Annotated in this window: 23 protein-coding genes; 12 read left to right on the top strand and 11 right to left on the bottom strand. The window is 67.9% G+C overall.

Translation table 11 applies throughout. From position 1 onward, the window contains the following. Window positions 1-109: 109 nt before the first annotated feature. The 4 genes from ggh to KO481_RS32615 form a co-directional block, all read right to left on the bottom strand. Window positions 110-1,441 carry a glucosylglycerate hydrolase gene (gene ggh / locus KO481_RS32630; protein ID WP_215922315.1) on the bottom strand — a complete coding sequence of 444 codons (1,332 nt, stop codon included), beginning with the start codon at window positions 1,439-1,441 and terminating at the stop codon, window positions 110-112. A 533-nt stretch (window positions 1,442-1,974) separates the two neighbouring features. Then, window positions 1,975-3,933 (bottom strand): hypothetical protein, encoded by a 1,959-nt coding sequence (locus KO481_RS32625; protein WP_215922314.1) that lies wholly within the window; start codon window positions 3,931-3,933, stop codon window positions 1,975-1,977. Beyond that, window positions 3,933-5,837, bottom strand: a complete 1,905-nt coding sequence (locus tag KO481_RS45080; protein ID WP_215922313.1) for a type VII secretion target — start codon at window positions 5,835-5,837, stop codon at window positions 3,933-3,935. Before KO481_RS45080 ends, KO481_RS32625 begins: the two co-directional genes overlap by 1 nt. A 52-nt stretch (window positions 5,838-5,889) precedes the next feature. Continuing rightward, complete coding sequence (locus KO481_RS32615) at window positions 5,890-6,273, bottom strand: hypothetical protein (RefSeq protein WP_215922312.1); 384 nt, start codon at window positions 6,271-6,273, stop codon at window positions 5,890-5,892. Window positions 6,274-6,501: 228 nt separating this feature from the next. On the opposite strand from KO481_RS32615, the gene KO481_RS32610 reads away from it, so the two are divergent. The 5 genes from KO481_RS32610 to KO481_RS32590 all read left to right on the top strand — a co-directional run bounded on the left by KO481_RS32610 (window position 6,502) and on the right by KO481_RS32590 (window position 11,063). Then, complete coding sequence (locus KO481_RS32610) at window positions 6,502-7,635, top strand: FAD-binding protein (RefSeq protein WP_215922311.1); 1,134 nt, start codon at window positions 6,502-6,504, stop codon at window positions 7,633-7,635. Window positions 7,636-7,656: 21 nt separating this feature from the next. After that, the gene (locus KO481_RS32605; RefSeq protein ID WP_215922310.1) at window positions 7,657-8,661 is read left to right on the top strand and encodes a hypothetical protein; all 1,005 of its coding nucleotides are present in this window, start codon (window positions 7,657-7,659) and stop codon (window positions 8,659-8,661) included. Between the two features lie 60 nt (window positions 8,662-8,721). Continuing rightward, entirely contained in the window at window positions 8,722-9,423 is a 702-nt protein-coding gene (locus tag KO481_RS32600) for an SDR family oxidoreductase (RefSeq protein WP_215922309.1), read from the top strand. 159 nt (window positions 9,424-9,582) lie between these two features. Continuing rightward, complete coding sequence (locus KO481_RS32595; protein ID WP_245401790.1) at window positions 9,583-10,440, top strand: polysaccharide deacetylase family protein; 858 nt, start codon at window positions 9,583-9,585, stop codon at window positions 10,438-10,440. 188 nt (window positions 10,441-10,628) lie between these two features. Beyond that, complete coding sequence (locus KO481_RS32590; protein WP_215922308.1) at window positions 10,629-11,063, top strand: GNAT family N-acetyltransferase; 435 nt, start codon at window positions 10,629-10,631, stop codon at window positions 11,061-11,063. A 64-nt stretch (window positions 11,064-11,127) separates the two neighbouring features. Here the strand turns inward: KO481_RS32590 and leuS are convergent, their stop codons facing one another. After that, window positions 11,128-13,986, bottom strand: coding sequence for a leucine--tRNA ligase (leuS, locus tag KO481_RS32585; protein WP_215922307.1), 2,859 nt, complete (start codon window positions 13,984-13,986; stop codon window positions 11,128-11,130). A gap of 204 nt (window positions 13,987-14,190) precedes the next feature. Here leuS and KO481_RS32580 point away from each other — a divergent pair, with 204 nt between their 5' ends. Together KO481_RS32580 and KO481_RS32575 are read left to right on the top strand one after the other, a co-directional pair. Further along, window positions 14,191-14,598, top strand: coding sequence for an SdpI family protein (locus KO481_RS32580; protein WP_215922306.1), 408 nt, complete (start codon window positions 14,191-14,193; stop codon window positions 14,596-14,598). A 78-nt stretch (window positions 14,599-14,676) separates the two neighbouring features. Continuing rightward, window positions 14,677-15,294: an HAD family hydrolase gene (locus KO481_RS32575; RefSeq protein WP_215922305.1), complete on the top strand. Its 618-nt coding sequence runs from the start codon at window positions 14,677-14,679 to the stop codon at window positions 15,292-15,294. A 169-nt stretch (window positions 15,295-15,463) separates the two neighbouring features. On the opposite strand, the gene KO481_RS32570 is transcribed toward KO481_RS32575, so the two are convergent. From KO481_RS32570 to KO481_RS32560, 3 genes are all read right to left on the bottom strand, one after another. Further along, window positions 15,464-16,237, bottom strand: coding sequence for an ABC transporter permease (locus tag KO481_RS32570; RefSeq protein ID WP_215922304.1), 774 nt, complete (start codon window positions 16,235-16,237; stop codon window positions 15,464-15,466). After that, window positions 16,237-17,199, bottom strand: a complete 963-nt coding sequence (locus KO481_RS32565) for an ATP-binding cassette domain-containing protein (protein WP_215922303.1) — start codon at window positions 17,197-17,199, stop codon at window positions 16,237-16,239. The genes KO481_RS32570 and KO481_RS32565 overlap by 1 nt, the downstream gene beginning before the upstream one ends. 151 nt (window positions 17,200-17,350) lie before the next feature. After that, complete coding sequence (locus KO481_RS32560) at window positions 17,351-17,866, bottom strand: EXLDI protein (RefSeq protein WP_215922302.1); 516 nt, start codon at window positions 17,864-17,866, stop codon at window positions 17,351-17,353. A gap of 150 nt (window positions 17,867-18,016) precedes the next feature. On the opposite strand from KO481_RS32560, the gene KO481_RS32555 reads away from it, so the two are divergent. From KO481_RS32555 to KO481_RS32535, 5 genes are all read left to right on the top strand, one after another. Then, window positions 18,017-19,678, top strand: a complete 1,662-nt coding sequence (locus KO481_RS32555; RefSeq protein ID WP_215922301.1) for a thiamine pyrophosphate-binding protein — start codon at window positions 18,017-18,019, stop codon at window positions 19,676-19,678. Further along, a complete protein-coding gene (locus KO481_RS32550; protein WP_308166852.1) occupies window positions 19,675-20,364 on the top strand; it encodes a DUF8713 domain-containing protein in 690 nt (229 codons plus the stop codon). Before KO481_RS32555 ends, KO481_RS32550 begins: the two co-directional genes overlap by 4 nt. An 11-nt stretch (window positions 20,365-20,375) precedes the next feature. Continuing rightward, window positions 20,376-21,416, top strand: coding sequence for a 3-oxoacyl-ACP synthase III family protein (locus KO481_RS32545; RefSeq protein ID WP_215922300.1), 1,041 nt, complete (start codon window positions 20,376-20,378; stop codon window positions 21,414-21,416). A 51-nt stretch (window positions 21,417-21,467) separates the two neighbouring features. Continuing rightward, window positions 21,468-22,547: an aminotransferase class I/II-fold pyridoxal phosphate-dependent enzyme gene (locus tag KO481_RS32540; protein ID WP_245401846.1), complete on the top strand. Its 1,080-nt coding sequence runs from the start codon at window positions 21,468-21,470 to the stop codon at window positions 22,545-22,547. Between the two features lie 81 nt (window positions 22,548-22,628). Then, complete coding sequence (locus KO481_RS32535; RefSeq protein ID WP_215922298.1) at window positions 22,629-23,105, top strand: DUF1772 domain-containing protein; 477 nt, start codon at window positions 22,629-22,631, stop codon at window positions 23,103-23,105. A 92-nt stretch (window positions 23,106-23,197) separates the two neighbouring features. Here KO481_RS32535 and KO481_RS32530 read toward each other — a convergent pair whose 3' ends face one another. The 3 genes from KO481_RS32530 to KO481_RS32520 all read right to left on the bottom strand — a co-directional run bounded on the left by KO481_RS32530 (window position 23,198) and on the right by KO481_RS32520 (window position 25,257). Beyond that, a complete protein-coding gene (locus KO481_RS32530) occupies window positions 23,198-23,974 on the bottom strand; it encodes a zf-HC2 domain-containing protein (RefSeq protein WP_215922297.1) in 777 nt (258 codons plus the stop codon). Further along, on the bottom strand, window positions 23,971-24,576 hold the full coding sequence (locus tag KO481_RS32525) for a sigma-70 family RNA polymerase sigma factor (RefSeq protein WP_308166851.1): 606 nt from the start codon (window positions 24,574-24,576) through the stop codon (window positions 23,971-23,973). Before KO481_RS32525 ends, KO481_RS32530 begins: the two co-directional genes overlap by 4 nt. A 66-nt stretch (window positions 24,577-24,642) precedes the next feature. Next, window positions 24,643-25,257: a YqgE/AlgH family protein gene (locus KO481_RS32520; protein ID WP_215922296.1), complete on the bottom strand. Its 615-nt coding sequence runs from the start codon at window positions 25,255-25,257 to the stop codon at window positions 24,643-24,645. Between the last annotated feature and the right edge of the window lie 33 nt (window positions 25,258-25,290).

Raw genomic sequence — 25,290 nt, 5'->3', positions numbered from 1 at the left:
TGCGGGCGGTGAAGTTGTGACCACAGTCTCGACTGTGATCTATTGCGAATGATTGCCGCAGGTGCGCTGTTCAGGGGAATGGCCGGGAATCCGCCCGGCCCGGCGTGTCTCAACCGAGCCAGTCGAGCACCGAGGCCGCCGTCCAGGACTGCTGCATGCTGCCCAGCGGCTCCCCGGAGAACGGGTCGTAGTACTCGGCGAAACTGCCGTCGGCGGCCTGGCGCAGTCCCTCCGACCGCAGCATGAGCGACCGTTCGGCCCAGCCGCGGCGGGCGAACACCCAGGAGAACAGCCAGCTCATCACCGGCCATACCGGACCACGCCAGTATTCGGTCCGCCGGAAGTCCCGCGACACCGGCGAGGTAGAGGGCGGCAACGCGTACCGCAGGTCGGGGTGTCCGCAGAACCGCGGGCCCTCGAAGGTCCGCAGCAGGCTGCGCTCGGCGTCGCGGGGCAGCCCGCCGCACAGCAGCGGCGCGAAGATCGCCAGGGTGTCGGTCTCGATCCACTCGCCCAGGCGCAGGTCGAAATCGCGGGCCGCGCCCGAGCGGGGATCGGTGGTGGCGACCACGCCGGCGCGGAAGTAGTCCGCCCATTCGTACAGCTCGCGCACGTCGGCGCGGGGCAGCCGGTAGTCCTCGCCGATCCCGGCCAGCACCTCGCAGGCCAGCGCGAAGATCGCGGTGACGAACACATCCTCCACAGCGAAGCTCATGGTCGAGGCCAGTTGGAAATCGTCGTATCCACATCGGCGCATCTGCTCGACGAGCCAGAGGTAGCGATCGTATTCGCGATCGGTGGGCCGCTGTGCGGGGTCCACCAGCGCGATGTCGGCGCGCTCGTAGGGCGGCAGCTCGCCGGGCACGACATTCTCGTAGGCGCGATCCCAGCGGGGCGAATTGTCCATCCCCGATTCCCAGCCGTGGTACAGCGTGATGCGGCCGTTCTGCTTCGGGTCGCGCGCGTTGGCGAGCCAGCGATGCCAGCGCATCAGATCCGGCCAGCGGCGATCCAGGAATGCCTCGGCGCTCGCGCGGGTGCTGCGGCCGTGCCGGCGCGAATGGTCCAGGATGCGCTGCACCGCGATGGCGTGGACGGGCGGCTGGGTGATGCCGGAGGTATCCGGGCCGTCGGGGGAGTTCGCGGCCAGGCGGCGGCACTCCCAGCGCGCGGGGCCCGGGAAGTAGCCGTCCACGCCGTTGGCGAACACGATGTGCGGGATCATCCCGTTCTTCCACTGCGCCGACAGCAGGGTGTCGAGCTCGACCACGGCACGCTCCACGCTCAGCGGCGCCAGACCGACGGCGACGAATGCCGCGTCCCAGCTCCACATGTGCGGATACAGCTTGGGAGCGGCGCTGGTCATAACCCCCAGGTCGTTGCCGCGCAGCAGATAGGCGGCCCGGGCTGCCAGCTGTGTAGGAGTGAAGCCGCCGTTCAACTCCCCGCCTCTCCGCGCCTCAGCGCACCAGTGGGTGCTGCGAGATCTGCGTGCGGGGCGGCGGCTGACTACCCGCTCGAGTTCTGGGCGTACCCGGTGAGTTACCCATGTGCCCCTGGACGCATAGCCGCAGGTCATAGTGTCGACAGTACCGTGTGATCTGCATCCATTTGCCATCTACTCGTCAAGAATCCGTCCGACGTGTGTAGGACGGGGCTGAATGACGCGGTCTGATGGTCCCCTCGGTCGGGCCGGGGCCAGCGAAGAAGAGCGGGGTGCAGCGGTAGAACGGGAGAGCGATCCGGCGTGCATCGCGGTCGGTCGTCGGTGAGGTGTGCGGTCCGGGGTGGCACCCACACCCCGATCCGCGCCCGGCCGCAATTGGCCTGGTGCGAACCGGATTCCATCTGTGGACTTGCTTGCGCGTCGGCGCCGCACGGCGCCGTTGCGGCGACGACCGCCCCGGCACCGGTCGACTTGCATCCGGACCACTGCGGTCCCCTTTCGAATTTCAGGGGGACCGCAGTGCCATGTCAGATCGTCGTCGGCGGGGGCACCGCGGCCGGGGCCGCCGGCGTCGTCGGCGCCGCGGTGACCCCGGGCGCGGTCGGCGCGGCTGGCTGTTGCTGCTGCGCGGAGTTGTCCAGATCGGCGCCGCTCGGGTGGGAGAATCCCTGGAACTCGCCGTAACCGCCGGTGCCGCCATCGGGCGGGTTGTGCGGCACGAGTTCGCCGTTGATGATGTCGTGCAGACCCGAGGGCTCCACCGCGGCAATCGCGCGTCGATTCGCCCACTGCGCTACCTCACCAGTCTGCAGGTGCGGGCTGTTCGGGTCTTGGTCATTACCGGGAGCGACCGAGACCCGCGGACTGCCCGCCGTGGGCTGTCCGGTTGTGCCCGCGTAGGCCGCGATATCCATACCGCCGCCGAAACCCGGCCAACCGCCGCCGCTGCCCGTGTTGTACCCGGCCTGCGTCGCGTTCGTTGCCGACTCGACGTTCTCGAGCCCGCTGATCGCCGAATTGATCCCGAACATGAACGGGCTGTTCGAGCCGCTCGTGATGCCTTCGGCCTCGATGTTCTCGAGCCCGCTGATCGCCGAATTGATCCCGAACATGAACGCGCTGTTCGAGCCGGTCGTGGCGCCATCGGCGCCGGTCGCACCCGAATCCTTGCCGAAGAGGACATCGCCGCCGAGGACATCGCCGAGGTAGGGGTCGCCGTAGTTGTCGGTGGGGCTGGGAGCGGGGGTGGGAGTCGGCGTGGGCGTGGGCGTGGGCGCAGGCGTGGGCGCAGGCGCAGGCGCAGGCGCAGGCGTGGGCGCAGGCGCAGGCGTGGGCGCAGGCGTGGGCGCAGGCGTGGGCGTGGGCGTGGGCGCAGGCGTGGGCGCAGGCGTGGGCGTGGGCGCAGGGGGATCGACCTGGTCGGCCTGCCACTGGTATTTCTTGGTCGCTTCCGCGTATTTCTTATCCCACTCTTCTTTTACCGTGTGGATTGCGGAGACGTAGTATTGCATTTCCACTTGAGGGGTCATGAACCACTCGCCGTAGCCGGTAGTCCCTTCTTTCGTGTTCTTTTCGTAGAAGGGGATCGCCATGTCGGATGTTGTACCACCACCGGAATGGCCGCCATAGATGGTATCACCATCTATCCTAGTGCCAAAAGTGTCGTTCGCAGGGTCGTACTTGAGGCGATCGTTGAGTTCTCCAACCAGGCCCACAAGGCCCTTGAACGTATCGGTGCCCGTTATCTTGGAGTCGTATGTGAGATCCGAAACCTTTTTATGTTTACCGGTGTAGTCATCCTCCCTTTGTTTCAGCTTACTCTGCAGATCACTGGCCGCGTCCCGGATGTCCGACCAGCCACTTGCAGTGTCGACCTGATCACCGTCGAGCACGTTGGCGAATCCGGGGTTATCCTTCGGATTACCGACACCGAGCGTGTCGAGATCCCATTGCATCGCGAACTGGGTGTCGTCGATCAGCGAGTCGAGTGCCGCACTGCGGCCCTTCGGCTTCCATAGTTTGACGGGATACGCATGCTTCGCCGTGTCCCCATCTGATATTTGATCCCCGTACTTCTCGAATTGTGCCGCCTTCAGATTGGCTGCATCGACCGTCGCCTTCGCATCCCTCACTTCCTTGGTGGCCATGATAGCGTCCGTATTACCGGCTCTAAGCGATTGCAGGAGCGGATTGTACTCCGCTGAGAGCCCAGGGTCAGCCAGACCCTTATCTGCGAGCTGTTTTCCTACGGCGTCCTGGCTGTCGCCCCAGGTATCTTTCTGTGAGTAGTTAACCAGTTGATCGAAGGCCTTCTGGAATTCGTAAGGATTCGATTTCGCCAGATTGTTCAGCTTCTCCAGGGAGTCTTTTGCTTGGTTACCCTGGAAACCGACATCGTCTTGCCAGCCCATGGGCCCAGTGGCCCAGCCATCGGCGTCGTAGTTCTTTTTTATCTGCTTGACGACGTCATCTGCGCTGTCACCCATCAGCCTCTCCTCCGCTCGCTGGAACCCTCGGAACCCGCCGGACCGTTCAGCGACTCGGCGATGGCCGGGGGAACCCCGCCGAGGTGGCTGGACCCGACGCTGACGCCATGAACTACCCGCGCTGCCTCAGGCAACATCGGGTGCTCTGCTATCTGGCCGTATGCGTAGAGCACATCGCGCAGAGTCTGCCGGTCGGGTTCCCCCGCGGCGAGCAAGAGCAGCAGTTCGTCGGCACGGCGTTCGAAAACCATGCCGCGCAAGGCTTCCGTGGCTGTACCCGGGCGAACTCTGCCGACCGGAACGAAGGACACGTCCACCCGCCGCGACCACAGCGCCGACCCCGTCATGTCATCGGCGGCGCGCATCTGGTCCCACCAGTTCACCGGTACGGGCAAACCGGCGTGCAGCGCATGGAGGATCTGCTGTCGCCTGGCACGGCGGATTACGGTCTCCCCGTCGACGCCGGAGACCGCGGCGCGGACCCGCGCATCCGCGGCCCGCGCCAACTCGAGGCATTTGGCTCGAATTTCCGTTTCGGGCACCGTCGCTGCTTGGTGCAGCGACACGCTCGAACCGGCCAACGCGAGCCGGTCGACCAGGCCGGGACCGGGCGCGGTGAAATCGACGGCGGACTCGGCGGGAGAGACCCATTCCTCGACGGCGGTATCGCCACGCAGCGCTGCGCGCACGCCGTCGGGGATTGCCGCAGACGACACCAAGGCGCTGATCCAGACATTTTTGCGGCGGGCCACCAGGGAGCCGAACTCGGCGAGCATTCGGGCCGGGTCTGCGGTTCCTTCCAATGCCGCGATCGCCTCCAGGTCCGCAGCACGGGGGGCGAACCACTGCCACGGGAGGACGACCTCCAAGGGGAGGAACAGTCCGGGAGGCAGCCAGCCAGGTCCCTCGGTGGAGGTCAGCATAACGATGGGTCCGTCAGCGGCTCGCCCCACCGCCACCGCCCATTCCACACCGCGCGCCGAATCACGCACGGCGGCGAGAATCGCGGCGAGCAGGGTGCGGGCAAGCGCCAGGTCGTCTTCAACCCGCTCACCTACCACGAACGACGGTAGCGCTCGCCTGTCCCGCGTCGGATGGACCGCCGCCGCGAACGGGCCCACCGCCAGTGATATGGGTCTCCGGGCGGCAGCGCTCGCCCCCATAGGGGCAACCGGAGCAACCGCAACCGGAGCGGAATACGCGTCCGTCGCCAGTGGTGCGGACATTCCGCCGACCAGACCCGAACCACCGGCCGAGGGCACCGTGACTCCGATCGGTGTAATGGCTCCGGCCGGCAAGATGTCGTCGGTTCGTGGAATCGCGGATGTCGCCGGCAACTGGGGTACCTGCTCGGAGCGTGCCGTCCCGTCCGATGCACCCGCAGTGGGAAGTCCGGTTACAGGAGGCTGCACCGGCTGAGGGCTGTTCGCCATCGGTGTATCCGGCCCGGCGTGCAGCGGCGGGGCCATCGGTACGCCGGGGGTAGGACCGCCTGACGGTACGCCGGGGGTAGGACCGCCTGACGGTACGCCGGGGGTAGGACCGCCTGACGGTACGCCGGGGGTAGGACCGCCTGACGGGGCTCCGTGTCCGAAATCGCCCGCCTGAGCGACCTGATACCCACCAGCCTCATCCTGGCCTTCGAGTGCCGTTGCCGAGGCGAGCAATTGGTCCTGAGCCCGGTCATGATTGGTTGCGGTTTGTTCGGCGAGATCGTGGCGCTTGTTGTAGTAGTCCACCAGCGCCCCATGCATCGGATCGGCGATCGAACCATAGGTATCGGGGAATTCCTCGAGCCAAGCTTTCGGGATTTGACCCCACTCTCGGAGTTTTTTCGCTGCCACTCCGTGCTGCGCGGCGATCCGGCGCAGCTCATTCGGGTCGGCAACCAATCGTTCGGGCATGCTTGTCTGATTCCTCCCGCCAGCTAACTCGGATTCATCAGCCAACTCGGATTCATTCTTCCGGCCTCCCAAAATTGGGGGGCCGGCCATCCGATCGGGAGCGCCATTCCCGCATGGCCTCCGACAACGGACGAGGCAGGTTTTCAGGGTCGTTCATGGCGATGTGGTATTGCCGCCGCGCATCCTCGGTACTCTCGGCAATGGCAGCCACGATCTCGGCGGCCAATTGCTGATTGTCGAACCGGGCGCAGGTACCCGGCGCCAGATACAGGTCCCGCAGCTGCCCCCTCATGTCGACTTCAGGAATGACCAGTCCGCTCGGAGACGGGCGACGCGCCACGATCGCGTCCGCACGTTCACGCATGTCGGCGATGCGGTAACGCAGCTCGCGCGCGAGGCTCAGTCCGGCGAGCACGTCCGGGTGGAGTTCTCTCATAGATCTTCCAGGATGCGCCAGGGTTCGCCACATGCAGTTCCCGGTATTGGGAAGGAATAATACTCGAGTTCAAGCCGGTCTCCCGACGGCGAGACCCTAGAGTCCCCCGCGAGGTCCACCATCGACGAGTTCGCCACCGACTTCGGCGGTCTATGGCACGCGGTCCCTCGGGCCGTGCATCGAATGCCCTCCGCATTTCCCTCCGCACTGCTCGGTTCCGGTCGGCCGATGACATTGCGCGGTGCGGGCCATTCCTGTGACGGACAGACCGTCACCGACGGTGAACTGCTCGTCACCTACGCGCCGGATACGGCGGTCGTGCAAATACGCGAGCTCGGCGACGGCCTGATCGAGGTGCCTGCCGGAATCAGCTGGTACGGCCTGGAGCGATACCTGAACCGCCAGGGCAGAGCCACCCCTGTACTCACCGACTACCTGCATGCATCGGTGGGTGGCACCCTGTCCGTCGGCGGCATCGGGATCAACTCGGTGCGGTGTGGCATGCAGGTCGACCACGTGGAACGGATCCAGCTGATCGACGGGACGGGAATCAGTCGCTGGTGCTCGCGCACCGACCATCCGGAGCTGTTCCGGTTCGCACTCGGTGGGCTCGGCATGGTCGGGCTGATCGAGCGGGCGGTGCTGCGCACCGTGCCGTACTGCCGCGACACACACGTGCACCGTCGATACCATGCCACACCAACTGAACTCGTCGAGCACTCCGAACGGATCGCACAGCGTGACGACGTGGACATCTACTGCGCGTCCATGCGCCGCGGCGAACTCTTCTCCACCACAGGTTGGCGCGGCAACGGTCCGCTGCGATGCGGCGACGAGAACTGCGCGATCGTGCCCGATCTGCCGTTCGAGAACCACCCTGACACCGCACGGCCGGTTGTCCCGTCCGCTGATCACGTGCGTCTTTGGACCGATTACATCGTGCCTGCCGGGCAGCTCGCGCCGATGCTCGCGGCCGTGGAGGCACTACGGTGCCGCGCTCCGCAGAACGGTATTCGCACGATGTTGTACATCCTGATCGTGCGCCGTCCGCCCGACACAACCTCGTTCGCATTCACCCCGATCGGCAGCGCCCCCACCTCGATCGGGCTGGGCGTCTACACCTCGGTCCGCCGCGATTCGACCGCCACAGCCGCCACCCGGCGCGTGTTTCGCGACCTGTTGGAGCGCTGTTGCGAGCTGGGTGGGCGTCCATATCTGTACGGCGTCAACAACCTGGACCGCGCGTTGGCCGAGCGGCTGTACGGAAACAACCTGGATCGGCTTGCGCAGCTGCGTGCCGAGCACCGATTGGAAAACGTCAACGCCCACCTCCCGCTCGTGCGGGCCGCTCTGCCTACCTGACGGGGATCGGAGATTGTCGATATGGGGGCAGCCGGAGAATTCCTGGTCGACCTCGCTGAGCGGCTGGAGCTGTGTTGTGACCCAGCGACCGTCCGCGCCATGATGGAACGGGCCTGCGGCGGGCAGTTGGATGCACAACGGCCGGATGGAGACCGAGCCAGCCTTCTGACCTTGTCCGGTACTCCGTTCGAAGCCAGTGTGACCGGTGGTCGCGGCAAGCTCATGCCTGTCCTGCGCTATACCACCGAGACCGCGACGCAGAACATGGAGATCAGCTCTCGCGCCGACGCTCAACTCGCCGCGATCCGGGATCTTGTCAGATGGTTGCCGAAGGGAGATGAGACCGTCGTCGACTTGTTTCGGTCATTCGTCGCGACGTTGTATCCCGATCCCACGAAAGTTCCGCCGCGCATCGCCACATGGATAGGAGTAGCGCATGACGCCGCGACGCCGCGTCATGCGGCCCGTCTCAAGATGTATTGCGGCTTGAGAGTGCCAGGGGCACTGCACCGGTTGTGCTCTACATGGCCTGGCTTCACAGAATTCGCGTCTGTAGCCGCCGAGGAGAAGCTCATCAGGCCTGCTTTTGCCACGATCGAGGTGGACGCGCACGGCGAAGTGATCCACAAGCTCTACCTGAGGGCCCGGTCCAACGATGTCGCCGTGCCGATGAAGCTGGTCCGCTACTTCGGCGATCCGGCTTGGGAAGTGTTATCGGAGCTCGTTCGGTGTGGCGCCGACGCGGCCGAGCTCCACCGATACGACTTCTTCGTCTCGTGTGCACGCGGTTCCGGCGCCCCTGCCTTCGGACTCGACGTGGGTGCAGCGCAAAACGACCTGACCGGGCTTGTACGCGAACTCGCGTCCCGGCACCACGGGACCACCCAGGCCGTCGATGCCCTTGCCCAGGCAGCGGAGTCGTGCGGGGCGACACTGCAGTACTCATACGTCGGAATAGGGTTCTCCGCCGATCAGGGCATCGACAAACTCAAGGTCTACGGCGCACCCACCTGGAGTACCGAGTAGCACTCGGAATGGCCGGTCGTCGGCGGTAGCCGGTTGAGACGGGTTGTTTATCGTGGGCCCATGACTGCGCCCGCCACCACGACGACTACACCGACAGCCCTGATCACCGGTGCGAGCCGCGGGCTCGGGGCGGCGATCGCCCGCGAACTGGCGCCCACGCACGGACTGCTGCTGGGCGCCCGCACCGCCGACTCGCTCGCCGGCGTGCTGGCGCAGCTACCAGGCGCGCGGCCCTGGCCCGTCGAGCTGACCGACTACGACGCGCTCGCCCGCGCGGCGGCGCCGATCGGACGGCTCGACGTGCTGGTGCACAACGCGGGCGTGGCCGAATTAGGCCACATCGCAGAGTCTTCGGTGCAGCAGTGGCGAAATACCTTGGAGGCGAACCTGATCGCGGTCGCGGAGCTGACCAGACTGCTGCTGCCCGCGCTGCGCGCCGCCAAAGGACATGTGGTGCTGATCAATTCGGGGGCCGGGTTGCGTGCGAACGCGGGGTGGGGAGTCTACGCCGCGAGCAAGTTCGGCCTGCGGGCCTTCGCCGACGCACTGCGTCTCGAGGAGCCGGACCTGCGGGTGACCTCCGTGCATCCCGGGCGCATCGACACCGATATGCAGCGCGACATCGTCGAAGGAGAGGGCCGGGAGTACCGGCCCGGGGAATTTCTCACCCCCGAGACGGTCGCGCGGGCAGTGCGCACCGCCGTCGAGACCCCGCGCGACGCCCACCCGACCGAGATCGTGCTGCGGCCGATCGCACGCTGAGGTCCGAAATACCTGCCGCAAGGACGTTTTCGCGCCGGGTGCCCATCCGCCCGGCGAGTCGGGGCAGACTTGGCGGCACGCGCTGCGGCCGGGCGCACGTGCAAGGTACGGTGCAGGGGTTCCCGAGTGACCTTCCTGCACAGTTAGTAGCACCACAGCATGACTCCGATAATGCGCAGGCGGACGTGGCTGACGCTGCTCGCCGCGGGCACCGTGGCCGCCCTGACCGGCGGCGGTGCCGCCGACGCCGACCCCCTTCCGGACCCGTCCACTCGTTTTCCGCGCGGGGTTCCGGCGCCGCCGCCGAACCTACGGCAATCGCCCCCGCTTCCGCAGGCGGCCACGCTGCTCCCGCCCCCGCCGCCGGGGCCGAAGACGCGCCTGGCGCCGGGCACCATCACCAAGCTGCCGGGCACGGGTACCAATCTGGCACTGACCGTCGACGACGGCGCCGATGCCGACGTCGTGGGCGCGTACATCAAATTCGCCCAGGACACCGGCGCCCGCTTCACCTTCTTCGTCACGGCGGCCTATCCGTCCTGGACGACGCACCGGGATGCGTTGCGCCCCCTGGTCGATTCCGGGCAGATCCAGCTGGGCAACCACACGTGGAACCACCCGGCACTGACGCGGCTGTCCGCTGCGGGGGTCGCCGATCAGCTGAGCCGCACGAAGACGTTCCTGCGCAACACCTTCGGCGTGGACGGCACGCCGTTCTACCGCCCGCCCTATGGCTATCACGACGCCCTGGTCGACCGCGTCGCGGCCGACCAGGGCTACACGGTGCCGACGATGTGGTACGGCTCGCTGTCGGATTCCTCGATCATCACGCCGGAATACCTGGTCAAGATGGCGGGCCAGTACTTCAATCCGCAGGCGATCGTCATCGGCCACGCCAACCACCCCGCGGTCATGCAGTGCTACAGCCAGATGACCGACATCATCAAGCAGCGCAACCTGTCGATGGTCACCCTGAACGACGTCACTCTCCCGCCTCTCGATTCAGCGCACCAGTAAGAGCCGCGAGATCTGAAGTGCGGGCCGCCGGTTGGGGGCCCACAAGACATCTGGGCGTACCCGGTGACTTGCGCACGTGCTCACTATCTCCGTATCGCCGGGCTGGGTGCCGCCGCATCCACCTGGCGACGTCGTCGCCCGGTTGTATGACCCGGTGCCGAGCCGTTGACGCGGCTAGCGTGATCGTTGTGATCAGTGTGAGTGCTCTCCGAGCCGAGGAATATCGGGTGTGGCGAGAGCTTTTCGAGGGCTACAACATCTTCTACGGGCGTGAGCTGACATCACAGGTGGCCGATCGTGCCTGGGCGGAGTTCCGGGCCGGTGATCGTCTGCATGCCTTCGGTGCTCGCATCGATGGAAACCTCGTCGGCATCGCCCACTTTCTCGTGCACGCCAGCACCACAACGGCCGATGTCTGCTATCTGCAGGACCTGTTCACCGCGCCGGCGGCACGCGGCAAGGGCGTCGCGCGGGCACTGATTCAGGCCGTCGAAGACTGGGCTCGAAGCCGGGAGTGCTCGCGGCTCTACTGGCACACCCAGGAAACGAATCACACCGCCCGCCGCCTCTACGATCAGGTCGCCGAAAACCGAGGGTTCATCCAATACGTCAAGCAGCTCTGACACAGGGCGCAAACAGAATCCGCCGAACGCACGCCCGTCTGGCGGACCGGCAGCGGTTGGATAGCTAGGCGACGACGTTCACCAGGCGTCCCGGGACGACGATGACCTTGCGTGGGGCCTTGCCCGCCAGGAACTCCAGCAGCTTCTCATCGGCCAGCGCCGCATCCTCGACGGCCTTGGTGTCGGCGTCGGCGGGGACGCTGACGCGGCTGCGCACCTTGCCGTTGACCTGAATCGGGTACTCGATCGAATCCTCCACCAGCAGAGCCGGATCCGCGACCGGGAACGGGCCGTGCGCCAGGGCGGCGGTGTGGCCCAGGCGTTCCCACAGTTCCTCGGCGATGTGCGGGGCCATCGGGGCCAGCATCAGCACCACCGGCTCGACCACCGCGCGCGGCGCGCCCTCGGGATAGTTCTTGGTCAGGAAGTTGGTCAGCTCGATCAGCTTCGCGCCGGCGGTGTTGTCGCGCAGGTTCGCGTAATCGTCGGAGACGCCGGCAATCGTCTTGTGCAGCAGGCGCAGCGCCTCGCCCGACGGCTCGGCGTCGCTGACCCGGATCGCGCCCGACTCCTCGTCCACCACCAGCCGCCACGCGCGCTGCAGGAAGCGATGCGCGCCGACGACATCCTTTGTCGCCCAGGGGCGCGAGGTGTCCAGCGGGCCCATCGCCATCTCGTAGAAGCGGAAGGTATCCGCGCCGTACAGATCGCACATCTCGTCGGGGGAGATGGCGTTCTTCAGCGACTTGCCGATCTTGCCGTACTCCTGGAACACCTCCTCCTCGACGCCGGAAGCGCCGGCCCAGAAGAACTTTCCGTCCCGCTCGACGACCTCGGCGGCCGGCACGTAGGTGCCGCGCGCGTCGGTGTACGCGAAGGCCTGGATGTAGCCCTGGTTGAACAGGCGCCGATACGGCTCCGGCCCGGACACCTCGCCCAGGTCGAACAGCACCTTCTGCCAGAACCGCGAGTACAGCAGGTGCAGCACCGCATGCTCCACGCCGCCGACGTACAGGTCCACCCCGCCCGGATCGCTCGGGCCGTGCTCGGCCGGGCGCGGGCCCACCCAGTAGCGCTCGTTCTCCGGCGCGCAGAACGCCTCGCTGTTGGTCGGATCGGTGTAGCGCAGCTGATACCAGGAGCTGCCCGCCCACTGCGGCATCACGTTGGTGTCGCGGCGGTACTTCTTGGGCCCGTCGCCCAGATCCAGTTCGACGGTGACCCATTCGGCGGCCTTGGCCAGCGGTGGGGAGGGCTCGGAGGCGGCGTCGTCCGGGTCGAAGGTGACCGGGGCGAAGTCCTTCACCTCCGGCAGCTCCACCGGCAGCAGGGAATCCGGCAGCGCGTGCGCCTGGCCGTTCTCGTCGTAGACGATCGGGAAGGGCTCGCCCCAGTACCGCTGCCGCGCGAACAGCCAGTCGCGCAGCTTGTACTGGATGGTGCCGCGGCCGTGGCCCTGCGCCTCCAGCTGCTCGACGATCTTCGCCTTGGCCGCCTCGATCTCCAGGCCGTTCAGGTAGTCCGAATTGACCAGGGTGCCCTCGCCGGCGTAGGCGGCGGCCGAGATGTCCCCGCCCGCAATGACTTCGATGATGGGCAGGCCCAGGACCGACGCGAACTCCCAGTCGCGCTGGTCGTGTCCGGGCACCGCCATGATCGCGCCGGTGCCGTAGCCGCTCAGCACGTAGTCGGCGATGAAGACCGGAACCTGCTTGCCGTTGACGGGATTGACCGCGTACGCGCCCAGGAAGACGCCGGTCTTCTCCTTGTTCTCCTGCCGCTCCAGATCCGACTTGGCCGCGATCGACTTGCGGTAGGCCGCAACGGCTTCGACCGGGCTCGCCGCGCCGTAGGTCCAGCGGGGATCGACGCCCTCGGGCCACTGCGCGGCCACCAACCGGTCCACCAGCTCGTGCTCGGGGGCCAGCACGACATAGGTCGAGCCGAACAGCGTGTCGGGCCGGGTGGTGAAGACCTCGATGGTCTCCCCGTCGGCCTCGAACCGCACCTGCGCGCCCCGCGAACGCCCGATCCAGTTGCGCTGCATGGCCTTGACGTTGTCGGGCCAGTCCAGCAGATCCAGGTCGTCGACCAGCCGGTCGGAGTAGGCGGTGATGCGCATCATCCACTGCCGCAGGCGCTTACGGAACACCGGGAAGTTGCCGCGCTCGCTGCGGCCGTCGGCGGTGACCTCCTCGTTGGCCAGCACCGTGCCCAGGCCCGGGCACCAGTTGACAATCGAATCGGACTGGTACACCAGGCGATAGGAGTCCAGCACCTCGTTGCGCTCGAACGCGCTCAGCTGCGACCAGGGGCGGCCGTCGGGGGTTTCCCGGGTGCCGGCCTCGAATTCGGCCGCCAGCTCGGCGATCGGGCGTGCGGAGTTCACCGCCGTGTCGTACCAGGCGTTGTAGATGCGCAGGAAGATCCACTGCGTCCACTTGTAGAACTCGGGATCGGTGGTGGCGAACGAGCGGCGCCGGTCGTGCCCCAGGCCCAGTCGGTCCAGCTGGCGCTGCATGGTCTTGATGTTCGACTCGGTGGTCACCCGCGGATGCGCACCGGTCTGCACCGCGTACTGCTCGGCGGGCAGGCCGAAGGCGTCGTAGCCCAGGGCATGCAGGACGTTGTGGCCGGTCATGCGGTGGTAGCGGGCGAAGACGTCGGTCGCGATGTAGCCCAGCGGATGCCCCACGTGCAGGCCCGCGCCCGACGGATACGGGAACATGTCCTGGATGAACAGCTTGTCGGCCGGGATCTCCCCGCGCAGCGGGCCCACCGGATTGGGCGCGTGGAAGGTGCCGCGCGCCTCCCAGGCCGCCTGCCACTTGCGTTCGATCGCCCCCGCCAGTTCGGCGCCGTAGCGGTGCACGGGCACGTCGCTGGCCGCGCCGGTTGGTTCGGTTGCACGAGCGTCCTGCACTTTTCCTGCCTTCTGCCGGTCGATCCCCCGGGTAAACGTTGCTCATCAGGGTAGAGCGTGCGCACGTCAAGCCCCAAAAAGGGGGCGCCGGGCGAAGGGTGGGACGGTGCGCCCGGACGGACGCGGGTCCGGCGAACGATGGCCCGCATCACATCCGGCGGGCCCGGAGGCGAGGGGGCCCGGGCCGCGAGTACCGTCATCGAAGTGTTTGTGGTGGCATTGATCCTGTTCGTGCTGGCGGCGGTGGCCGTCGTCACCGGGGTACTCGGGCTGGCCGGCGCCCTGCCCCCCAATCGTCTGTTCGGCGTGCATACCGAGGAGGCCGTGCGCAGCGAGGAGGCGTACCGGCTCGCCAACAAGGTGGCCGGGCCCACATCGATCGGTGCGGGGCTGCTGCTGATCGCGGGTGGACTGGTCGCGCTGCTGGCCGGCCCGATCGCGGGGATCGCCGCCGCGGTCCTGGCGGCGGTGATCGCGCTGTTCACCCTCGGTGCGGGCGTGAACGCGGCCGGGCAGGCCATCGCGCGGCTCGCCCCGGCGCCCGAGGTCGGCGGCTGCGGCAATGCCTGCGGCGCGTGCTCGCTGCGCGACGCCTGCCAGCCCGCCGGCTGATCGGCCGTCGATCGCGATGAGCCGTACCACGGTGGCCCGCGTCGGGCGCTTCGCGAATCCGATGGGCTTGCGCGCGATATGAGTCCCCGCACGCTGACGGTCGGCTTCGACCTGGATATGACGCTGATCGATTCCCGTCCCGGCATCCGCGACTGCTACCGGGCCCTGTCCGAACGCACCGGTGTCTACATCGACTGCGATCTGGCGGTCACCCGCCTGGGCCCGCCGCTCGAGCAGGAGATGGCGAACTGGTTCCCCGCCGCCGAGATCCCGGCCATGGTCGATCTCTATCGCGAGATGTACCCGGCCTACGCGATCACCGGAACGCTGGCCATGCCGGGTGCCCGCGCGGCGGTCGACGCCGTGCACGCCACCGGTGGCCGCGCGATCGTGGTCACCGCGAAGTTCGAGTCGAACGCCAAGCTGCATCTGAAGCACCTCGAGATCCCCGCGGATGTGGTCGTCGGGGATCTGTGGGCCGAGCGCAAGGCGCAGGCGCTGCGCGAGCACGGCGCCGGGATCTATGTCGGCGACCACACCGGTGACGTGCGCGGCGCACGTGCCGCCGAGGCATACTCCGTCGCGGTCGCCACGGGTCCGTGTGCCGCGCACGAGTTGCGGGACGCGGGGGCTGATGTCGTGCTGGCCGACCTCACCGCCTTCCCCGCCTGGATCGCCGCATATACGAAGTCCTGAACCGGTTGCGGCCGATTCGGCCGGAGCGGGTGGAATCTGCGGTGCGGTACCACGTCCGGCGTGCGCTCCACATACCTCGCGCGGTGGCAGAGCTGGACGCCTCCGATGCGGCGCAACGGAATGCACGCGAACCCCGGGCGCTGGGAGCCCGGGGTCCGACGTGGGTTGCTCAGGCGGTCTTGCGGCGGAACAGCGACTTCGACCACAGGTAGCCGATCACCACGAACGCGACGCACCACGCGACCGCGATGATCCCGTTGTCGCCGATGTGGGTGCCCATCAGCAGCCCGCGCACGGTCTCGGTCAGCGGGGTGAACGGCTGGTACTCCGCGAACTGGCGCACCCCGTTGGGCATGGTCCCGGTCGGCACCAGGCCGCTGCCCAGGAAGGGCAGGAACAGGATCGGGGTCGGTGTGTTGCTCGCGCCCTCTGGGGTGGAGGCGGCCAGGCCGAAGCCGACCCCGAGCCAGGCCAGGCCGAAGATCGCCAGCGCGATCAGGCCGAACGCGGCCAGCCATTCCAGGACGGTGGCGTGGGACCGGAACCCGATGAGGGCTCCCACGCCGACCATCAGTGCGGTGCCGAGCAGCCCCTGGATCACGGTGCCGAGCACCTGCCCGGTCAGGATCGAGGAGTGGGACATGTTCATGGTCCGGAAGCGGTTGACAATGCCCTTGGTCATGTCGGTGGCGATCGAGACGGCCACCCCGGCGACCAGGTATGCGGGGATCATCAGCATCATGCCGGGCACGATGTAGTCGATGTACTTCTCACCGGCCAGCGCCTTGCCCAGCGCACCGCCGAAGATGTAGTTGAAGACCAGCAGCAGGATCACCGGCATCACGATCACGCCGATAGTCATGCCCGGATAACGCTTGGCGTGCACCAGATTACGGCGCAGCATCGTGCCGGTGTCGGCGACGGCGTAGGTCATCGTGCTCATTATGCGGTTTCCTTTGCGGGAACGGGGGTTTGCGCCACCGGCTGCCCGGTGAGGGAGAGGAAGACGTCGTCGAGGTCGGCGGTGTGCACCGCCAGGCCATCGGGCTCGATGCCGGCGAGATCGAGCCGATCCAGCACGGCTCGAAGCGATTTCACCGATCCGTCGCTGGGCACCGCGAGGGTGAGCTCGTCGGCGACGCCGCCCAGCGCGTTCGCGGCCGCGCGCACGTCCGCCTGCTCGGTGAAGCTGAGCCGGATGTGCCCGCCCGGCACCATCCGCTTGAGCTGATCCGGCGTGCCCTGCGCGACGATGCGGCCGTGGTCCAGCACCGCGATCCGGTTCGCGAGCTCGTCGGCCTCCTCCAGGTACTGGGTGGTCAGGAAGATGGTGACCCCGCTCGCGACCAGGCCGCGGATGATGTCCCACATGCTGCGGCGGCTGCGCGGGTCCAGGCCGGTGGTGGGCTCGTCGAGGAAGATGATGCTCGGCTCGCCGACCAGCGTCATGGCCAGATCCAGGCGCCTGGTCATGCCGCCGGAATAGCTGCCGGCCACCTTGTCCGCCGCCTCCACCAGGTCGAACTGCTCGAGCAGGTGTTGCGCGACGCGCCGGCTCTCCCCGCGCGGCAGGCGGTGCAGATTGCCCATCAGCAGCAGGTTCTCCCGGCCGGTGAGCAGCTCGTCGACCGCGGAGAACTGGCCGGTGACGCCGATCGCGGCGCGCACCTGATCGGGCTGGGCGGCGACATCGTGGCCGCCCACCCGGATATCGCCGCCGTCGGCGCCGATCAGCGTGGACAGGATCTGCACGGTGGTGGTCTTGCCCGCGCCGTTGGGGCCGAGCAGGGAGAAGATCGTGCCCCGGGGCACGGTCAGGTCGATGCCGTCGAGCACGACCTGCTCTCCGTAGGATTTCCGCAGGCCGGAGACCGAAATGGCCGGCATGCGCGAGACGTCGGTCATGACTACCTTTCATCAAATAATGGTTATGAATGCATGAATCGACTGAGCCGTGACCGCTGGTTTCCGCGGTCAAGGTGGTCGGGTGCCTGGATGACTGGATGAAGTTGTGGATGGGGGCGGCGATCTGCCTGTCACCGCCCCGCGGCGGCCGTCAGATGTCGAGATCCTCGATCGTCGGGCGGTCGGCGATGCCGGCCACCCGCGCGTAGGCGTTGTCGGGAATCTTCCCCTTCAGATCGGTGACGGAGTCGTAGATGTCCATCGTGAAGTCGCCCCAGTCCGGATCGCCGACGCCGAGCATGCGGCGCCAGTTGGTGATGTCCTTGATCCAGTTGGTCTCGGTGGGATACTCCGACCACTTGGACTTCTGGGTGTACAGCACGTACTTGCCCTTGCGGCTGAGGTAGACGCGGGCGAGGTTGAAGCTCTTGTCGCCGTAGTCGTGCCAGTCGTGCAGCAGCCGGCCCGAGAAACGGACCTGGCGGATGCCGTTGTGGCCGACCTTCAGGACCACCTCCTCGTAGCCTGCCTGGCGGCCCTCCTCGAGTTCGATGAACCGGCGCAGCGCCGTGACGATCGCGCCCGACAGATTGCCGCCGACCAGCTCCTGGGCTCGTGCGAACAGGGGCAGATCGTCATCGGAGACATATACGGTCTTGTTGGGCATGCCTTCACTATAAGTAGATGTATACGTACACGCAAGAGTCGGGTTGGTGACGTGTGGAACCGCGGTGAACCGTGGGGCCGGGTTACTCGTAATTCCGATTGTGAGCGGCTACCCGACGGACCGCTCGACGCCCCACAGGAAGGAGCGCCGATGCCCGCGAGAGCGGTGGACTATCTGGTGCAGGCCGTCGAGGCACTCGGTGTGCGACACGTGTTCGGCGTGGACGGAGCCAACATCGAGGATCTCTACGATGCGATCTTCGAGCATCCCGGCGAGCTGACGGGGGTGGTGGCCAAGCACGAGTTCTCCGCGGCCACGATGGCCGACGGTTATGCCAGGGTCACCGGTGACCTCGGGGTGATGGCGGCGACCTCCGGCGGCGGCGCCATGAATCTCGTTGCCGGACTGGCGGAGTCGTTTGCCTCGCGGGTGCCGGTGCTGGCTCTGGTCGGGCAGGCGCCCACCGGAGCCGCGGGCAAGGGTGCCTTCCAGGACTCCAGCGGACTGGCCGGAACATTCGATGCCGCAAGACTTTTCGCGCCGATCACCCGATACTGTGCGCGGGTGGAATCGGCCGGGGAGCTGCCGGATCTGCTGCATCGGGCCGTCATTGCGGCGCGCGGCGGCGGCCCGGCGGTGTTGTTGCTGCCCAAGGATATTCAGCAGGCTGCGCTGGAGCTGGTGACGCCGTTCGCGCCGTTGCCCGCGGTCCGGGTCCGGGACGTGGCGGGGATCGCCCGGGTGCGGTCGGCGCTGCGCGCGGCGAGCGCCACCGGCAAGATCGCCCTCATCGCGGGCGATCAGGTGGCCCGCGACGGCGCCCGCGCCGAACTGCTGCAACTGGCCGCCGCGCTCGATGCCACGGTCGGCGTGGCGCCGGACGCCAAGGATGTCTATCACCACGACGACCCCGGCTTCTGCGGCGTGGCGGGCACCATGGGGCATCCGGAACTCGTTGACGCCGTGCGCCGCTCGGCGCTGTGCCTGCTGATCGGTACGCGCATGCCGGTCACCGCGCGCACCGGGCTGGACGAGGCGCTGGCCCACACCACCGTGGCCAGCCTGAGCGCCGAGCCGCCCTACCTGGACACCGTGCACGCCACCAGCACCGATCTGGCCGCCGACCTCACCGAGCTGGCCGCGGCGTTCGAGACCCCGGCCCCGGCTCCGGCCCCGCCCACCGCGGAGCGCGAGCTCACCCGACTGCCGGTGCCCGACGCCACGGGTCCCGGCCTGCGTTATCGCGACATCGTCGAAACCCTCAATGCCGCAATCGAACCCGGCGCCGATGTCTTCGTCGATGCCGGGAACACCGGCGCCGCGGTCGTGCATCACCTGCGGCTGCCGCGCGCGGGCCGATTCGTGGTCGCGCTGGGCATGGGCGGGATGGGGTATGCGTTCGGCGCCGGAATCGGCTCGGCCTTCGCCCGCGCGCGCCGGACCTTCGTCGTAGCCGGCGACGGTGCGTTCTTCATGCACGGCATGGAGATCCACACGGCCATCGAGTACCGGCTGCCCGTGACCTTCCTGGTGTTCAACAACAACGCGCACGCCATGTGCATCACGCGCGAGCAGATCTACTACGGAGACCGCTACAGCTTCAACAGGTTTCAGCCCGCACACCTCGGCGCCGGGGTGGGCGCGATGTTCCCGGGGCTGCCCGCATACTCGCCCAGCAGCGTCGAGGAGCTGGCCCACGCCCTGCGGTCCTGCATGGACGGTGATGGGCCGTCCTTCATTTCGATCGAGTGCGATCCCGACGAAATACCGCCGTTCAGTCCGTTTCTGTCCGAACCAAGGAGGCATCCGTGACCATCAGCTCCGCGAGCACGCCCAGCCAGCAGTCCCCGCCCCTCCCGGCGCTCACCGACATCCCCACCGGCGGCATACCGGGAATCCTGCGGATCGAGAACTCCGACCGGGAGGCCACCACGCCGATCATCATGGACATGCTGCGCTCGGTCTACCCGCACGACCAGGTATTCGGCGAGTTCTGCCCGGTGCAGACCTATATCGACGCGCCGCCGCGCGAGGTGTACGAGTACATGGCCGACACCCGCTGCCTCGAGGAGTGGACGTACAGCCTGCGCGGATTCACCGAAACCGAGGAGCCGGGGCTCTGGCTGGCCTATGACAGGCTGGGCCCGGAGACCAAGATCTTCACCCGGACCGTCGCGCATCCGGACGCGATGACCGTCGACTATCACTGCGCCTGGGATCAGGGCGAGCACCTGTGGATGATCTACCTGATGCGGGTGATCGACGCGCAGGTGGTGTTCAACAAGCCGGGTTCGGTTGTGCTGTGGGTGAATTGCCATCATCCCTTCTACGACGAGAACCCGTACCCCGAGGCGGCCCCGCCCAAGCGGCCGGTGTGGGTCGGCGATTTCTGGGAGATGTTCTCCGCCGGCCACCAGCTCGAGCTCGACAACCTCAAGGCGATCTGCGAGTACCGTGCCGCGCACGGCCTGCCGATCACGCCCGACTGGATGAAGTGAGAGGCAGCGCAATGGATTTCACCGACCCCGGACTGTCGCGACCGCCGGTCAGCCTGATCGACGTGGCCTCCTACCTGCCGGGCGAACCGGTGGGCACCGAGTACTTCACGCCCTACATGCGCTCGGATCGGATGGCCAAGAACGTGATGTTCCGCTCGCCCAAGGCGCGCCATCACGTGGATCGCGACGAGACGGCCATGGACATGGTGGCCCGCGCGGTCGAGCCGCTGATCGAACGGCATGGGGCACAGGCCGTTTCCGGCGTCGATGTGCTGCTGACCCATTCCCAGCTGCCCTACAACCCGATCGTGGGCTGCGGGCCCGAGGTGGCGCGCCGGTTGGGTATGCGCCCGGGCTGGGTGCTGGACATCCAGACCGGCGGCTGCGCCGCCTTCGTCTACATGATGAGCCTGGCGCGAATGATCCTGCAGACCACCGATGCCCGCTCGGCGCTGATCGCCACGATCGCGAACACCGCGGGCCCGGTGTTCACCCACCCCGACATTCGCAAGCTCGCCCAGGCGCCGGTGCCCGGGGACGGTTGCGGTGTGGGACTGCTGGTGAAGAACAACGACGCGCCGATCCTGGACGTCGAGTGCCGCACCTATCCGGAGTTCGCGGGCGACATGGACTTCAATACCGGATCCGAGCGCAAGTGGTGGGAGCCCGGCGAGGGACAGGGCTGCGTCAGCTTCAGCGAATCCAAGATCACCAAGGTGTTCGCGCGCGGCAATCGCCTCGTGCCCGAGGTGGCGCTCGAGGTCTGCGCGCGAATCGGGGTGAAGGGCCGCGACATCGACACCTTCGTCACGAATCAGCCGAACCGGCTGTTCCTGCGCAACTGGCACGACGCGCTGGAATTGCCCGCGGAACGCCACCCGGACACCTTCGATCGCTGCGGAAACCTCTTCGGCGCGGGCATTCCCGTCACGCTCGACGCCGAGAACCAGGCCGGACGGCTGCGTAACGGCTCGGTCGTGCTGATGTCGGCCTTCGCGCACGCGGGCGACTTCGCCGGCGCGGCGGCGGTGCGCTGGGGAGCGGCGCGATGAATGGCCCGGCCTCGGTGCGGGGTGGGCAACCCCCCCCCACCGCCCGGGCAGCTGGAGGTGCCGCAGCGCGCGCCCGGCACCGTGCGATTCGACCTGACCCTGAGCGAAAATCCGTTCCCCCCACTGCCTTCGGTGACCGAGGCGCTCACCCGCACGCTGGCGCACTCGAATCGCTATCCCGAATTCCTGCCGCAGCGGCTGCCGCGGCTGATCGCCGGGCACCTGGGCGTCGATCCGGATCAGGTGGTGGTCGGGGCGGGCGCGACCGGGGTGGTGTTCCAGATCATGCAGACCCTCGCCGCACCCGGGGACGCCATGGTGTGCGCCACGCCCACCTTCGACGGCTATCCGATCATGGCCGCCATGGCGGGGCTGGAAACCGTTGCGGTGCCGCTGGATTCGTCCGGCAGGCAGGATCTGTGGGGGATGGCGCGGGCGATCGGCGAGCGCACGTCGCTGGTGGCCGTGTGCCGGCCGCACAATCCGACCGGCACCGTCGTCGCGGCGAGCGAGCTGAAGGCCTTCCTGTTCGGCGTGCCCCGGCACATTCCGGTGATCCTGGACGAGGCCTATGCCGAATTCCTCGGCGCCGCGGACACCCTGGATCCGGTCGAACTCAGCGCCCGGTATCCGAATCTGCTGGTGCTGCGGACCTTTTCCAAGGCGTACGGTCTGGCGGGGCTGCGCATCGGATACGCATTCGGCGACCGGGAGCTGGTGCGCCGGGTGCGGCGGCTGCAGCTGCCGTTCGGCACGCCCGAGACGGCCCTGACGGCGGTGGCGGCGTCGTATGCGGCCTCGGCGGAGTTGCACGACCGCGTGCTGCGGATCACCACCCGGCGGGAACTGCTTCGGGCAACGTTGCGCGGCAACGGGATCCGGGTACCGCGCAGTCACGCCAACTTCCTGTATCTGCCCGGTCCCGACATCGCCGCGCGGCTGGCCCGCGCCGGCATCGCGGCCAAGGTGTATCCCGACGGCAGCGCCCGCATCGCGGTCGGCGACCCGGCGGCGGACCGGGCGGTGCAGCTGGCGCTGCGCCCCGGGACGCCCGATCGGGCGCGGTGTGAGGACACGGGCGTGTGGTCGCCGACGGTGCGGTCGGAGGGTTCGGGCCAACTCGAAATCTAGCAGCGCTAGACAATCTAGTTTGAGTACTGTTATCGTTGCTCCAACACCTAGCGTTGCTAGATATGGAGTAGGAGACAACAGATGCTCACCACCATCGCCCAGGTCCTGGCCACCCTCGCCGTGCTCGGCAACGGCATCGTCTACGGCACCGACGTCGTTGCCGGGCTGGTCACGCGCTCGGTCAACCGGCAGCTCGACGACCGGACCATGACGATCGCGGCGGGCTGGGGGCACTACTACGCCGACCGCCGCATGCCCTTCGCGGGGGCGGGCGGCGTGGTCACCACCGTCCTGACGGTGGTGCTGGCGGCCATCGCGGGCCACGGTGCGGCCGCGATCACGGCGGGTGTCGCCCTGGCCGCGCTGCTGATCTGGCTCGGCATCTACACCCGGATCGCCAAGCCCATCAACACCGCTCAGACCGCCGCCGCGCGGTCCGGCGTCATCCCGGACAATGCCCGCGCACTGCAGAACTCGTGGGAGGCGATGCTCGGATACCGGATCGCGCTGCAGACCATCGCGGTCGCCGGTCTGTGCGCCGCGATCGCGCTGCTCTGAACCTGGCGAACATCGAGCTCGGCACGGCAACACACCGCGTGCATCCCGAAAGGCGCACCCGCCCTTCGGGATTCGCTCGTATCCGAGCGAACTCAGAGCGTACTGCTGAGAATGACCTGACCGGTTTCCGCCGAACGAAGCTGGACCGTGCGGATCTGATCCGGCGGCACCGCGGTGGTGCCGTCGGGAGTCACGGTCTGGCCCGGATGCACGGTCCACTGAGCGAGCTTGGACTCGGTGCCGTCGCTGTGGATCACCCACAGCGCGCCCCGCCAGGTGTAGTCCGTATCGGACGGCGCGTAGGTGCACGACATCTCGACCCGGGTGCCGTCCGCCACCGCGACCAGCCGGACGCTCGCGGTGATCGGCGTGCTCGTCACCGCCACCGGATCCAGCTGCCGTTCGGCGACAACGTGTTCCGCGATCACGGGGGCGGCCCGCTCGCTGAACGCCGCGGTCACCGGGATCGCGATCGCGACTGCAGCGGCGGCCGCGGCCACCGCGCCGCCGACCGCGAGCCAGCGCCCTCGCCGGCGCCTGTCGCGGGTCCGCGCGGCCAGCCGCGGCAGCAGTTCCGCGGGGGGCTCGGTGACTCCCGGCCCGCCCGCATCGGGTGCAGTCCCGGCGGGCGCCGGATCCACCAGCGACAGCGCGACATCCGTGTCGACCTGCCCGAGCAGCCCGGGCAGCACCGCGAGCTCGGCCACGGCGGTCCGGCAGGACGGGCACTGTTCCATATGAGCCTCATAGCGCAGCCGTTCCGCGCGGCCGAGGGCGCCGAGGACATACGGCGCATCCCATGTCGCGAACTCGTCCGCCTCGTCCGGCGTGACCGTTCCACCCGCGCCGCCGCGGGGGACGTCCGTCACTTCGTCACCCCCATCTCCTGTAATGCCGAGCGCAACGCGCGCATCCCGTAGTGCATGCGGGACTTCACGGTGCCCTCGGGTATTGCCAATTCCGTCGCGATCTGCTGAGTCGACAGGCCGCGGTAGTACGCGCGCACGATCACCGACCGGTGGTCGAGGCTCAACCGCGCCAGCGCATCGGCGATCAGCCAGCTGTCCAACGCCCGCTCCGCCTGATCCGGGCCGGCCCGCTCGGGCGGGTTGTCGGTGCCGAACTCACGCCGGTGCCGGGCGCTGCGATGCTCGTCGACCGCCATGTTGCGGGCGACGGTGAACAGCCAGGCCCGCGCCGACGCGGTGGACTGATCGAGCACGTTCGGGCGCTGCCACGCGCGCAGCAGGGCCTCCTGCACGATGTCCTCGGCCCGGCCCGCATCGCCGACCAGGCCATAGGTGTACCGCCACAGGGCCGCCGAATGCTGGTCGTACAGGACGCGCAGCAGCTCTGCCTGATCCTCGGGCGTCCCCTGCGGTACCGGGGGGACGGCGCCGCGCGAGGACTGAGTGGCGCTACCGGAGCCGATCGAGGCGCCGTCGCTGGGCGTGCGAGGTGAGTTCGCCACGAACTCACCCGAACGAGCGCGCGGGCGGGGGCGCGGATGTCATGGCCACACTAGGTATATACGTGGTCAATTGCGCTCTAGTTCGATCGGATGGGTCGCCAGTAGCGACAGCGGCATGGGCTGGCGGCGCAGGATCTGTGCCCACAGGTCCGTTCGCCGCGCGATGGGATCCGTCGGCAGCGCCGACAACACGATCCAATCGCCACGCTCGAGTTCGCCCTCGAGCTGACCGAAGGTCCAGCCGGCATACCCGGCGAAGATGCGGATGCCCTCCACCAGCGGCGCGATCACGTCCGGATCCGAGTCCAGATCCAGCAGCGCCACCCGGCCGTCGACCCGGCGCAGGCCGTCCAGCCGGTTGATCGCGGTGCCGACCCGCACGGTGGTCAGGCAGAGGGCGGCCTGACGCTTCACCGGGCCGCCCACGTAGAGCGCGCGCGGCTCGGCCGCCAGTTCGGCCCACTGCGGCAGCACATCTCGCACGGCCGTATCGCTGGGGCGGTTGATCACGACACCGAGGCTGCCCGCGTCGTTGTGTTCCACGATGTACACCACGGTGCGGCGGAATGCGGGCTCGGTGAGTTCGGTCGCTGAGACCAGCAGGGAGCCGGGCCGCACCACCTGATCCTCGTGCTGGAATTCGCGTCGGGAGCGGTCGCCGTGTTCCTCTGCGCGTGCCACCCCGCAATCATCGCACCGGAAACCCCCTCGCGC

Source organism: Nocardia albiluteola, assembly GCF_018860155.1.
Lineage (GTDB): Bacteria > Actinomycetota > Actinomycetes > Mycobacteriales > Mycobacteriaceae > Nocardia > Nocardia albiluteola.
This window is presented reverse-complemented; position numbering and strand designations above follow the sequence as displayed.

Coding starts and splice junctions, on each gene's coding strand:
- KO481_RS32560 (WP_215922302.1), bottom strand. CDS start 17,866: ATGCCCAACAAGACCGTATATGTCTCCGATGACGATCTGCCCCTGTTC.
- KO481_RS32555 (WP_215922301.1), top strand. CDS start 18,017: ATGCCCGCGAGAGCGGTGGACTATCTGGTGCAGGCCGTCGAGGCACTC.
- KO481_RS32545 (WP_215922300.1), top strand. CDS start 20,376: ATGGATTTCACCGACCCCGGACTGTCGCGACCGCCGGTCAGCCTGATC.
- KO481_RS32595 (WP_245401790.1), top strand. CDS start 9,583: ATGACTCCGATAATGCGCAGGCGGACGTGGCTGACGCTGCTCGCCGCG.
- KO481_RS32615 (WP_215922312.1), bottom strand. CDS start 6,273: ATGAGAGAACTCCACCCGGACGTGCTCGCCGGACTGAGCCTCGCGCGC.
- KO481_RS32575 (WP_215922305.1), top strand. CDS start 14,677: ATGAGTCCCCGCACGCTGACGGTCGGCTTCGACCTGGATATGACGCTG.
- KO481_RS32600 (WP_215922309.1), top strand. CDS start 8,722: ATGACTGCGCCCGCCACCACGACGACTACACCGACAGCCCTGATCACC.
- KO481_RS32565 (WP_215922303.1), bottom strand. CDS start 17,199: ATGACCGACGTCTCGCGCATGCCGGCCATTTCGGTCTCCGGCCTGCGG.
- KO481_RS32570 (WP_215922304.1), bottom strand. CDS start 16,237: ATGAGCACGATGACCTACGCCGTCGCCGACACCGGCACGATGCTGCGC.
- KO481_RS32610 (WP_215922311.1), top strand. CDS start 6,502: ATGACATTGCGCGGTGCGGGCCATTCCTGTGACGGACAGACCGTCACC.
- KO481_RS45080 (WP_215922313.1), bottom strand. CDS start 5,837: ATGCCCGAACGATTGGTTGCCGACCCGAATGAGCTGCGCCGGATCGCC.
- KO481_RS32605 (WP_215922310.1), top strand. CDS start 7,657: ATGGGGGCAGCCGGAGAATTCCTGGTCGACCTCGCTGAGCGGCTGGAG.
- KO481_RS32625 (WP_215922314.1), bottom strand. CDS start 3,933: ATGGGTGACAGCGCAGATGACGTCGTCAAGCAGATAAAAAAGAACTAC.
- KO481_RS32535 (WP_215922298.1), top strand. CDS start 22,629: ATGCTCACCACCATCGCCCAGGTCCTGGCCACCCTCGCCGTGCTCGGC.